The organism is Bacillus sp. ISL-46, assembly GCF_018613205.1.
Genome location: NZ_JAGGQR010000095.1, coordinates 1 through 11,594 on the forward strand (window position 1 = coordinate 1; position 11,594 = coordinate 11,594).

Here is an 11,594-nt window from a genome sequence, read left to right on the forward strand (position 1 = left end):
TTCAATTTGATTTGATAATTACGATATAATATAGCCTTTATTTTACGATGTCCGTTCCGGTATTTTGTTTCCTTACATAAAGTAATGATGATTTCTTCCTCTTTCGTCAAAATGTCCTTCCCCGCATTTGCCCACCGATAGTAGGTAGCGCGCGGCACGGATAAGGCAGATAAAATCGCCGTAACCGTGTATTTCTTACGGAACTTTTCAACGATCTTCAGAACTACTTGTTTCTCAACTCCTTTACCATCTCCAAATACTTTTTTAGAATTTCATTCTCCTGTTTTAGATGAGTATATTTACGTTCTTTCTTTTCCTCTTCACTTACATTATCTGGTCCCAGTCCATATAAATACTGTTTACCAATCGGTTGATCAAAACGATGTATTTCGTTCTCCCTGTACTATTTCATCCATGTCTTTTTTTGGGAGACATTCTTAATTCCGTGCTTCTCCATAATCTCTTGATTAGTTAATTCTCCTGCCATCTTATCTTTCACTACAAGACCATTTTGTTTCGCTTGAATATACGTTTTTGCCCATGCAAAAACACCTCCGATTTTAGTACATAATTTCACTGTACCATTTCGAAGGTGTTTTATCGTGTCTCATTTTCTTAGGTTAGTCTATCCTAGTGAAATTAGGAAGTGGTTTTTTATGTAGTCAAAATGATATTTACCAAGACTTTTTTATGACAGATGCTTAAAACCTTCTATCTTAAAAAGGGCTGATTCGCTAAGAGCATCCTGAATTCGGATTATTTGCGATTCATGAATATGAATAGTATCCAAATCACGTAATGGAACAAATGCTACCCTTTTTGATTCATGACTGGTTTTGATTGATCCATCTAAAACCTCACATAAAAAACAAATAGAAAATTGCTGTCTTACTTCTCCATCTGCATACTTTATTACATGATTGGGATCGCTATAGATTCCAATTAACTTCTTTACTGCCACTGCGAATCCTGTTTCCTCTATTACCTCTCTTTTTATCGCATCTTCCACTGTTTCTCCCGGTTCCATCCCTCCGCCGGGTAAAGACCACATACCATTATCAACCCGGGCTGAAGCAGAATTGATTATAGCAGAGACTGCGGGCACAATGCTTTTCGCCATGGGGGCGTTTGCATCGTAATAATAATCAGTTCGATTCATATAATGACCTCCTTCAAATAAATTTTTTTCCTGATTTTTATTGACAGCCTTTTCAAACCATTTTATAATAAACTTGTAACAAATGATAATCACATTATCAAATGATACTAATTTAAATCTTTTTCCACACTATAATATAATTGTTATTATTTTTTATAAAATGATAAATTTAATAACAAATGTTAGTAATATTATAGTTTGTTATGAAAACGATTAAAAGATTTAACATTCAAAAAAATAGGGAGATGAAGCAAATGTCAATTTACACACAGCTTTTAGAAAGAGAAAAAGCTAATCAGCCAATTAGAGTAGGAGTTATCGGTGCAGGCCAAATGGGATTTGGAATGATTGCTCAAATTTCGACTATTCCAGGGATGAGTGTTACCGGTATTAGTGATATTAATATTGACGCTGCACAAAGGGCTGCAGATTACTATAACCAGCATTCTGTAAAAAAGGAACAAATCTTAGTATCCAATGATTTCCGTAAAGTGATTCAGTCTTCTAACGTAGAAGTAATTGTTGATGCTACAGGTGTTCCAGAAGTAGGAGCTAACATTTCACTAGAAACACTAAGATCAAAAAAACATCTTGTTCTACTAAACGTTGAAGTGGACATTACCATTGGTTCAATCATGCATCAGTTATTTAAAAATGCAGGATTGGTTTACACAGGTTCAGCAGGTGATGAGCCAGCCGCAACCCTAGAATTATTCGAATTTGCAAAAACAATGGGAATGGAAGTACTTGTTGCAGGTAAAGGAAAAAATAATAAATTACGTATCACAGCCAATCCTGATACAGCAGCGGAAGAGGCGAAACGAAATAAAATGGCCGCGCATATGCTAGCCGCTTTCCAAGATGGAACAAAAACTATGGCAGAAATGAACTTATTATCAAATGCTATTGGTTTCGTACCAGATGTTGTTGGAATGCATGGAATTTCCGGAGACCTTGATTCTGTTCTAAAAGATTTAGATTTAAAAGAAAATGGCGGAGTATTGAATAAATTTGGTGTAGTAGAATATGTTGATGGTCTTGCCCCTGGGGTGTTTGTAATTGTGAAAGGCCAAAATGAAGGCGTAGCCCATGAATTAAGTTATTTGATGAAAAAGGGTGAAAGAGATCACCACATCTTGTATCGTCCATTCCATTTAGCAAGTTTAGAGACACCAATTACGATTGCAAAAGCAATATTACAAAACGAAGGTTCTATTCAACCTCTAGGTGGACCAATCGCTGATACAGTAGCAGTTGCAAAACGTGATATCAAAGCAGGAGAATCACTTGATGGCATCGGTGGATATTCCGTACGTGGGGTTGTTGAAACTCATCAAGAAATGAAGAGAAACGCACATATTCCAATTGGATTAATTAGTGGAAAAGTTATAGCTAAAAAAGATATCAAACAAGGTCAATTCTTAACTACGGATGATGTCGAGTTAGATGTTAACACCACCGTTTGGAAATTAAGATCACTACAAGATACTTTATTTCCTGCCACTTCAGTAGTAGATTCAAAAATACTTCAAGAATCAGTAACTGTTTGAGATTCTAATCACTCAAATAAAGGGTAAGTATGCATGTAGCTGCAAAGCCTGATTCTTGAAGAGCTAGCTTTGCAGCCTTTTTTAAACCTAAACGGCTACTTACAAGAGGAGTGAACTCAATTTTATGAAAATTACCATTATTCTTTGCAGTTTATTAATTGTCCAATATGTCTTAACCTTTATCCAAGTACGTTATTACCGGAAAAACATGGAAAAGATTGTAAGTCGTTACAAAGAAACAGAAGGATATTACTTGTTCTCTAGTATGGAGAAAAGGAAATTTAGGCCTGGGGCAATCGCGATGCTAATTGTCAACAATAGCTACATGATTCAAGAGTGTTTTGTGGTTAATGGCTTTTCAGTCCTATCGAAGTTTAAGGAAGTAAGTAAAAATAAAGGTAAACATGTTGGGACTTTATTAAGCGAGGTACAAGAAGATCAATTAAAAGCAGGCAAGCGGCATAAAGTACCTGCTGTTAGTGCGGCTCTTTCGAAGGCTGCGGAAAATGCTTTACTATCAATAGCTAAGAAAAATATTACAACGAGTTAATGGAGAGGAGCGTTCACACCAATGGAATGGATTCAATGGTTTGGGACACACTTTATCGGAATGTTTGAAGCAGGTGGAAAACAATTCATGAGTTTAATAACTGGTATTGTACCCACTTTGGTTGTCTTACTTACCTTTACGTATGCTGTGATTAAGTTTGTAGGGGAAGAAAGAATCAACAATGCGATTCAATTTACTGCAAAATACATGCTACTAAGGTATACTTTAATGCCTATTTTATCTATTTTATTATTGACAAACCCTATGGCTTATACATTTGGACGTTTCGTACCAGACAAACAAAAGCCGGCATTTTATGATTCTTTAGTTTCCTTCTTACATCCAGTAACTGCACTTTTCCCTTATGCAAACGCAGGTGAGCTGTTTGTTTATTTAGGAATTGCCAATGGCTTAAAACAAGCAGGTTATGCAACATCCGAACTAGCCGTTCGTTATTTCTTAGTCGGAATTGTCATTATGCTTATACGTGGTATTATTACCGAACAGATTACTAAGTTTTTAGCGAGAAAGATGGAAGCGAATTCATGATAGGGGGATCATAATGGGAAAAAGAGCTTTATTTGTAAACAAAGGTTCAGGCGGCTGGGGAAAAGGTCTCCTAATTGAGCCAAAAGGAAAAAAAGTAAAGGTTGTATCAATTACAGGCGGTGGAATTCACCCTGTTGCCAGAAAAATAGCTGAAATGTCAGGTACAGAAGCAGTAGACGGCTTTAGAAACTCTGTTCCGGAAGATGAAATGATGTGTGTCGTTATTGACTGTGGAGGAACAGCTAGGATTGGTCTTTATCCAATGAAGCGAATTCCAACCGTTGATATTCTCCCGTCTTCTCCTTCAGGTCCGCTTGCCAAGCATATTACAGAAGATATTTTTGTTTCAGGCGTTACGGAAAAATCAATCGCCTTGGCAGAAGGAATGGTTGAATCCGCAGCAGCAGTAGCCAGTCAGGAAGATGACAATGAGGCAAAGTTTGATACTAAAGATAAGGAAAGCTTCAAAAAGAATTATGAACAATTAAAGAAAGAAAAACTCGATAATAATGGAAACTTCTTAATGCGATTCTCGAGAGGAATCGGAAAAGTAACGGGAATCTTTTATCAAGCAGGACGCGATTCGATTGACATGTTGATAAAAAATATCATTCCTTTTATGGCATTTGTTAGTATGCTAATTGGAATCATTAATTATACAGGGATTGGTAATTTAATCGCTCATTCTCTATCACCGCTGGCAAGTTCTTTATGGGGACTTATCGTTATTGTCATTGTTTGTACACTGCCTTTTTTATCACCGGTCCTTGGTCCGGGTGCCGTTATCTCACAGGTAGTCGGGGTGCTGATTGGTACGCAAATCGCTGCGGGGAATATTCCTCCACAGTTTGCCTTACCTGCATTATTCGCAATTAACGGGCAAGTTGGTGCCGATTTCATACCAGTCGGATTATCTCTAGGAGAGGCTAAACCGGAAACCGTACAATACGGTGTGCCGGCAGTATTATACAGCCGTTTAATTACCGGGGTTTTAGCGGTAGTTATTGCTTATGTTGCAAGTATTGGAATGTTTTAAAATCAAAATTTAAAAAACGTAAAAAGATTATTGGAGGAATTCAGTATGTATAAAAGTGTTGTAAAAGAAGTTGGAGCTTTAGCTTTAGCATTTGAGGACGAAAAAGTTAATATCTTGTTTGGACCTCAAGCGCCGCAAGAACTAAAGGAAGTATCAATCATTCATGAAAGTGTAATAGACAATTCCGAAGAATCCATTATAGAAGGCGGAGTTTTCCAAGTGGATGATCAACAATATAAGATTACGGCAGTAGGATCTGCGGCTAATAATAATTTAAGAGAACTTGGCCATATTTCTATCTACTTCTCGGAACCGGAGGATCATGTTCTTCCAGGCGCTGTATTTGTTTCACCACATGTCCTTCCGAAATATAAAAATGGCAGTGTGATTGAATTTAAGTAGTAGGAGAACTGAACCTCCGATAAATAGAAAAAGTAAAGGGGGTTGATAGACTTGTCTTTTGAGGATAGAAGATTACTTGTTAAAATTGCTCAAATGTATTACGAAGAGGGAGCCACTCAATCTAAGATTGCCGATGATATTGGTGTAAGCCGCTCGCTCATTTCAAAATATCTTGCCAAAGCAAAAGAGCTGGGGATTGTTGAAGTCATTATCCATGATGAAACCATTCACCCATACCGGCAGTTAGAAGGAAAAATAGAACGTCTCTATGGGTTACGTGAAGTTGTGTGTATACCGAACCATGGAAATGAGTCATCCAAGAATCGTTTGGGAGCGGCGGCAAGTAAATATCTCTTACGAGTCATTCGGGATGGCCAAACGATTGGAGTTTCCTCTGGGACAACCTTGCATGAGGTAGCTGAGGCTTTGTCTACCCATCAGCAATTTCCATCAGTTACCTTTGTTCCTTTAGTTGGAGGAATGGGAAATGAGCGAGTGGATATCCATGCAAATGCTCTTGTTGCAAAGCTTGCAGGGAACCTGCAAGCAAAATACAAGCTCCTCCATGCACCGGTAATGGTTGATTCTAATGAGGCGAAACAGATCTTTATGCGCCAATCCTCCATCCAAGACATATTTGATTTAGCATCCAAAGCGAACATAGCGATTGTGGGGATTGGCGGAACTCCTGAGCACTCAACCATGGTGAAATCGTACCTTGGTCAGGAGACTCAAGAGTATTTTAACCAGACAGACGTGGTTGGCGATATTTGTTATAACTTCATTAACAAGAATGGAGACACCTCATCTAATTCTTGGAATGAACAAGTGATTTCATTGAAATTAGAGCAATTAAAAGAAATTCCCCTTGTTGTAGGAGTTGCCTGTGGATTAGAAAAAGTCCAGGCGATAAAAGCCGCTTTGGAAGGAAAATTAGTACATGTATTAATTACCGACGAGCTTACGGCAAAGTCTTTATTGGATTAAGTATTGAAAAAAATCTGGGACGAGATCATAATATCGTCCCTTTATTTTTAAAGGAGGAATGAGAAATAAATCTAACTATAGAAATATCCATTGAACAATTGATCTTCATACAAATGTCATTTGTGGGGATGGGGACTTAATGAAGGGTGTTTCTGCAGAGGATTCATCGCTTTCTGCCCATTTAGGCTTTAGACGTTTAATCGCCCTCAATGATTCAAATGACATTTCACTTGGAAGTAATGGAAAGGGATGGGCTTGCCAGCTAAGGCTAACAAGGAAAATAGATTGATCTGAAATATATTTTTGCAATGCAGAAGATGGGATGTAACCCAAAAGGAACATTAAAAAAGTATAAAAGTGAGGGATTAGTAAAATAATGTCTACAATAGTTAAAGGAATTGCAGCTTCCCCAGGAATTTCCATCGCCAAGGCTTTCCGATTGGAGAATCCTGAGCTCAGAGTAGAAAGATCATCAGTAACGGATACGAATGCAGAAATATTTCGCTTTGAAGAGGCTGTTGCACAATCTGAATTAGAGATGAAGGTCATCAAAGAGCATGCTCGTAAGGAACTTGGGGAAGATAAAGCAGACATTTTCGCTGCTCATCTCCTTGTACTAAATGATCCAGAACTTATTAATCCTATCAAAGATAAAATTACAGCTGAACGGTTAAATGCTGAATTTGCTTTAAACGAAGTGGCAACAATGTTCGTATCAATGTTTGAGTCTATAGAAAATGAATACATGAAGGAACGCGCAGCCGATATCCGTGATGTGACAAAGCGTGTACTTGCTCACCTCTTAGGAGTAACCATTGCCAATCCAAGTACGATTTCAGAAGAAGTAGTGATTATCGCAGAAGACTTGACCCCCTCTGACACTGCTCAGTTAAATCGTCGATATGTAAAAGGTTTTACAACTGATATCGGCGGTCGTACCTCGCATTCAGCGATTATGGCCCGTTCGCTGGAAATTCCTGCGGTTGTTGGAACTCAAACGGTTACGGCTGACATCGAAAATGGTACGTTAGTGATTATAGATGGTTTAGATGGAAAAATTATTGCCAATCCGACAGAAGATATCGTGAAACAATATGAAATTAAAAAAACTGCTTACGAAGCGCAAAAAGCGGAGTGGGCCAAGCTTGTCGATGAAAAGACAGTATCGGCTGATGGTTATCAAGTAGAATTGGCAGCAAATATCGGGTCCCCTGATGATATGAAAGGTGTACTTGAAAATGGCGGTGAAGCTGTCGGGTTATACCGTACCGAATTTTTATACATGGGACGTGACGCACTTCCAACCGAAGAAGAACAATTTGATGCATATAGAACAGTACTAGAACGTATGGAAGGAAAGCCAGTTGTTGTTCGTACACTTGATATTGGCGGTGACAAGGAACTTCCATACTTAGACCTTCCAAAAGAAATGAATCCATTCTTGGGATTCCGTGCAATCCGCTTATGCTTGGAAATGCAAAATATGTTTCGCACACAGCTTCGTGCACTATTACGTGCTAGTGTGTATGGAAATTTAAAAATCATGTTCCCCATGATTGCAACTCTGGATGAGTTTCGGCAAGCAAAAAATATTTTAACAGAAGAAAAAGAGAGACTTCAAACTGAAGGTGTTTCTGTTTCTAATAGCATTGAAGTAGGGATGATGGTGGAAATTCCGTCTTCTGCAGTTATAGCAGATCTTTTTGCCAAAGAAGTCGATTTCTTCTCAATCGGAACAAATGATTTAATTCAGTACACATTAGCGGCTGACCGTATGAACGAACGTGTTTCTTATCTTTACCAGCCGTATCATCCAGCTATTCTTCGCTTAATAAAAAGTGTCATTGATGCGGCTAATAAAGAAGGAAAATGGGTAGGTATGTGTGGGGAAATGGCAGGAGATGAAGTAGCAATACCGATTTTACTTGGACTTGGCTTAGATGAATTTAGTATGAGTGCTACTTCCATTTTACAGGCAAGAAGCAACATTCTTCGTTTGTCAAAAGCAGAAATAAATGAAAGAGTCGAACAAATATTAAATATGGAGACAGCTGAGGAAGTAGAAAGCTTTATAAAAGCCACCTTTCTAGAACCGAAAGATGTGCTAGTTTAATTGTAGGATTACCATCAAGAGGTAGAATGGAACACTTTCGACGGGGGTTAGTCAAGGAACAAGGTAAAACATTTGTCCATTCTTGGGACGCTTGGAGACATTTCCGAGGACGGGTTTCTATCTAATTAGGTAATAAGTGAATAGGGTTAGAGAAAGATTTGCTTAAAGATTCAACTCTTCTGTAAATAAATAACTGAAAATTTAATAGATTTAAAATATATTTAATTTATCTAAGGAGGGATACTTGTGGCATCTGTATTATCAACTTCAATGAATTTAACAGCTCATAAGTTCTATATAAATGGGGAATGGAAAGAAAGTAGGTCTGAACAAACGATTGATATTTATTCACCTTATTCTCCTAATGTAATAGGGAGAGTACAGGCTATTACAAGGGAGGAGATAGATGAAGCTATTTCTTTCGCACAGGAGGCACAAAAACCTTGGAAGGAGGTTTCCTTGCAAGAGCGTGCGATATATTTATATAAATGGGCAAATGAATTGCTGAGCATGCAAGATAATATTGCTGAGGTTATCATGAAAGAGGTCGGTAAAAGTCTGAAAGATGCGAAAAATGAAGTCGCACGTACTGCAGACCTAATTCGTTACACAGTTGAGGAAGCACTTCATATGCATGGTGAAAGCATGAAGGGGGACAGTTTTCCGGGAGGTTCTAAATCAAAAGTTGCGATTATTGAACGCGTTCCATTAGGTGTAGTGCTCGCTATTCCACCGTTTAACTACCCAGTAAACTTAGCTGCTGCCAAACTGGCACCAGCACTTATTTCAGGAAATGCTGTCATCTTTAAACCTGCTACCCAAGGAGCAATTAGTGGTATTAAAATGATAGAGGCACTTCACAAGGCAGGACTTCCAAAAGGTCTTGTTAATATAGTAACAGGTCGGGGGTCTGTTATTGGTGACTATCTAGTGGAACATAAAGGAATTAATATGATTTCCTTTACAGGCGGTACAAATACAGGTACTCAGTTAGCAAAAAAAGCAGCAATGATTCCACTTGTACTAGAATTAGGAGGCAAAGATCCTGGTATTGTATGTGAGGATGCAGATTTGCAGGAAGCAGCCAAACAGATTATTAGTGGGGCATTCTCTTATTCTGGTCAGCGTTGCACAGCAATAAAGCGTGTTCTGGTAAATGAAAGTGTAGCGAATGAACTTGTTAATATTTTAAAAGAAGAAGTAGAAAAATTATCTGTAGGTTCCCCGGAGGAGGGATGTACAGTTGTGCCATTAATTGATACCGGATCAGCTGACTTTGTTCAAGGTTTAATTGAAGATGCTCTTGAAAAAGGGGCAACACTTGTGACAGGAAACAAGCAGGAACATAATTTAATATATCCTACTCTTTTAGATCATGTAACAGATAATATGGGTGTAGCTTGGGAAGAACCGTTTGGACCAGTATTACCTATTATCCGCGTGTCCTCTGATGAAGAAGCAATTAGAATTGCAAATGAATCCGAATTTGGTTTGCAAGCAAGTATCTTTACAAAAGATATTAATAGAGCATTTGCGATTGCAAATCAGATTGAGGTAGGATCTGTCCAAATAAACGGACGTACAGAACGGGGACCAGACCATTTTCCGTTTATTGGGGTAAAAGGGTCGGGGATGGGAGCACAAGGTGTTCGCAAAGGTCTTGAATCTATGACTCGTGTAAAAGTGACAGTCTTAAATCTTACTAAATAAGCATTGGGATACTAATATATATATAGCGGAGGTCTTCCGAATGGAAGGCTTCTTGCTTTATATGGAAGAAAGGAGCAATAGATGAACAATTCCCTTACTATTTTGATTCATGACTCGCTTCAATTTATCTGACAATTAACTCAAATAAACAACAAATACACAACCTCCACTGTTTCTCCCCGTTCTACGGCACCTCCAAGTAAAGACCACATTCCATTATCACCCCTGTTACTAAAGTTGAATATCCTTTATTTTGAAGGATTAACTGCTGGCGGAAGGAACAATAACTTGTGGCTTTGGTGTATCTTGATTGTAATAGTAATATTTAAACGATGCAGGATGGGTATACACAGGTTTAGCCTGTGTATGCCCAGAAGCATTTGAATATCTGAATTTGCTAAACCAATGGGCACAGAAGTTCTTGGTGCAAGAAATGGAAAAAAATAATAAATTACGCGTCACAGCAAATCCTTATACGGCAACAGAAGAAGCAACCCAGAAAAAATGTCAGTCCATATGCTAGCTTTTTTCCAAGATGGATCAAAAACAAAGAAAACAACTTATTATCAAATGAAATTGGATTCGTTCCAGATATTATTGAAATGTACGGAGGAGGAACTTAAAGAAAATGGGGGTATCTTGAACAAATTTGGTATGTATAATATGTTGACGGACTGCACCTGCGTATTTGAAAAATGAAGGTATAGCACATGAATTAAATTATATTAAAAGGGTGAAAGGGATCGTTCGTACCAGGAAACACGATATTCACACGGATCCATACTGATGCTGCCATTTTCCCGAAAGCTTTGCTCACACTATAAGCAGAAAAAACCAATATTTGAGAAAGTACGGTTTCCATTAAAGCTGCTGTTGATAATCACGCTACCACCTTTTTCCTTTATATAAGGAATGCTATTTAAGCATTGGAACGTACTTTTTAAATTGTTATCAATCGTGGTGTTCCAATCGGTCACGGATAAATACTCAATAGGCGAAATACGGCCATTGGTTCCGTATTTGATGAAGAGTACATCCAATTGTCCGTGTTTGTCTCTACCTCTATAATTTCCTCCTTCACTAATTTAAAGTTAGAAACACCACAGTAATGCCACTCACAGTCAATTTTAGCATCGGTTTTTTTCGTTCGATCTTCGTCAATATCGAAAATCACAGCCTTAGCCCCATTATCGGTAAGACCCTCAACCGTTGCTTTCCCGATTCCAGTCAAAGTTCAGATTTCAAAATATGAGGTTGCTGCGGCAACCTATTCTTTGTTCCTAGGAGAAGGTGAGTGGAAAAAGAGAGATGGAAAATCCATCTCTCTTCCCATGCAAACTATTGTAGCCAAAGCTTATACAATCCTTCAGTTACCCCTAAGTTGTACATGTAATATATCCCAAACACTATACTAATACAGCCGGTTATTCGGGTAAGTGTCTTATTCAGACTTATTTTTTTGGCACTCAAAACAAATGGAACCCCTATAATTGTAGTAAAGAAAAGCATTCCGATAACTAAACTGTACCCGTTGTAAA

12 protein-coding genes and 2 pseudogenes are annotated in these 11,594 nt (G+C 38.1%); 9 read left to right on the plus strand and 5 right to left on the minus strand.

All coding sequences use genetic code 11. The features are described from left to right. Nucleotides 1-403 precede the first annotated feature (403 nt). Nucleotides 404-577 carry a hypothetical protein gene (locus tag J7E67_RS29265; RefSeq protein ID WP_214733369.1) on the minus strand — a complete coding sequence of 58 codons (174 nt, stop codon included), beginning with the start codon at nt 575-577 and terminating at the stop codon, nt 404-406. A gap of 111 nt (nt 578-688) precedes the next feature. Continuing rightward, nucleotides 689-1,159, minus strand: coding sequence for an NUDIX hydrolase (locus J7E67_RS29270; protein WP_214733370.1), 471 nt, complete (start codon nt 1,157-1,159; stop codon nt 689-691). A 254-nt stretch (nt 1,160-1,413) separates the two neighbouring features. Here J7E67_RS29270 and J7E67_RS29275 point away from each other — a divergent pair, with 254 nt between their 5' ends. The 9 genes and pseudogenes from J7E67_RS29275 to J7E67_RS29315 all read left to right on the plus strand — a co-directional run bounded on the left by J7E67_RS29275 (nt 1,414) and on the right by J7E67_RS29315 (nt 10,056). Next, nucleotides 1,414-2,709 (plus strand): NAD(P)H-dependent oxidoreductase, encoded by a 1,296-nt coding sequence (locus J7E67_RS29275; RefSeq protein ID WP_214733371.1) that lies wholly within the window; start codon nt 1,414-1,416, stop codon nt 2,707-2,709. Nucleotides 2,710-2,833: 124 nt separating this feature from the next. Continuing rightward, nucleotides 2,834-3,259, plus strand: coding sequence for a transcriptional regulator GutM (locus J7E67_RS29280; RefSeq protein ID WP_214733372.1), 426 nt, complete (start codon nt 2,834-2,836; stop codon nt 3,257-3,259). 21 nt (nt 3,260-3,280) lie between these two features. Next, nucleotides 3,281-3,808 (plus strand): PTS glucitol/sorbitol transporter subunit IIC, encoded by a 528-nt coding sequence (gene srlA / locus J7E67_RS29285; protein WP_214733373.1) that lies wholly within the window; start codon nt 3,281-3,283, stop codon nt 3,806-3,808. Between the two features lie 13 nt (nt 3,809-3,821). Further along, nucleotides 3,822-4,844 (plus strand): PTS glucitol/sorbitol transporter subunit IIB, encoded by a 1,023-nt coding sequence (gene srlE, locus J7E67_RS29290; protein WP_214733374.1) that lies wholly within the window; start codon nt 3,822-3,824, stop codon nt 4,842-4,844. Nucleotides 4,845-4,889: 45 nt separating this feature from the next. Beyond that, nucleotides 4,890-5,246: a PTS glucitol/sorbitol transporter subunit IIA gene (locus J7E67_RS29295; protein ID WP_214733375.1), complete on the plus strand. Its 357-nt coding sequence runs from the start codon at nt 4,890-4,892 to the stop codon at nt 5,244-5,246. Between the two features lie 51 nt (nt 5,247-5,297). After that, the gene (locus tag J7E67_RS29300) at nt 5,298-6,233 is read left to right on the plus strand and encodes a sugar-binding transcriptional regulator (protein ID WP_214733376.1); all 936 of its coding nucleotides are present in this window, start codon (nt 5,298-5,300) and stop codon (nt 6,231-6,233) included. Nucleotides 6,234-6,342: 109 nt separating this feature from the next. Further along, a pseudogene (locus J7E67_RS29305) lies at nt 6,343-6,522 on the plus strand (hypothetical protein); the annotation flags it as partial. 87 nt (nt 6,523-6,609) lie between these two features. Continuing rightward, nucleotides 6,610-8,346, plus strand: a complete 1,737-nt coding sequence (gene ptsP / locus J7E67_RS29310) for a phosphoenolpyruvate--protein phosphotransferase (RefSeq protein ID WP_214733377.1) — start codon at nt 6,610-6,612, stop codon at nt 8,344-8,346. A 270-nt stretch (nt 8,347-8,616) separates the two neighbouring features. Further along, nucleotides 8,617-10,056, plus strand: a complete 1,440-nt coding sequence (locus tag J7E67_RS29315) for an NADP-dependent glyceraldehyde-3-phosphate dehydrogenase (protein WP_214733379.1) — start codon at nt 8,617-8,619, stop codon at nt 10,054-10,056. Between the two features lie 818 nt (nt 10,057-10,874). Here the strand turns inward: J7E67_RS29315 and J7E67_RS32490 are convergent. The 3 genes and pseudogenes from J7E67_RS32490 to J7E67_RS29330 form a co-directional block, all read right to left on the minus strand. Then, entirely contained in the window at nt 10,875-11,096 is a 222-nt protein-coding gene (locus tag J7E67_RS32490) for a Rossmann-fold NAD(P)-binding domain-containing protein (protein ID WP_214733378.1), read from the minus strand. Beyond that, nucleotides 11,030-11,287, minus strand: a complete 258-nt coding sequence (locus J7E67_RS29325; protein ID WP_214733380.1) for a hypothetical protein — start codon at nt 11,285-11,287, stop codon at nt 11,030-11,032. Before J7E67_RS29325 ends, J7E67_RS32490 begins: the two co-directional genes overlap by 67 nt. 107 nt (nt 11,288-11,394) lie before the next feature. Continuing rightward, a pseudogene (locus J7E67_RS29330) lies at nt 11,395-11,594 on the minus strand (urease accessory protein UreH); the annotation flags it as partial.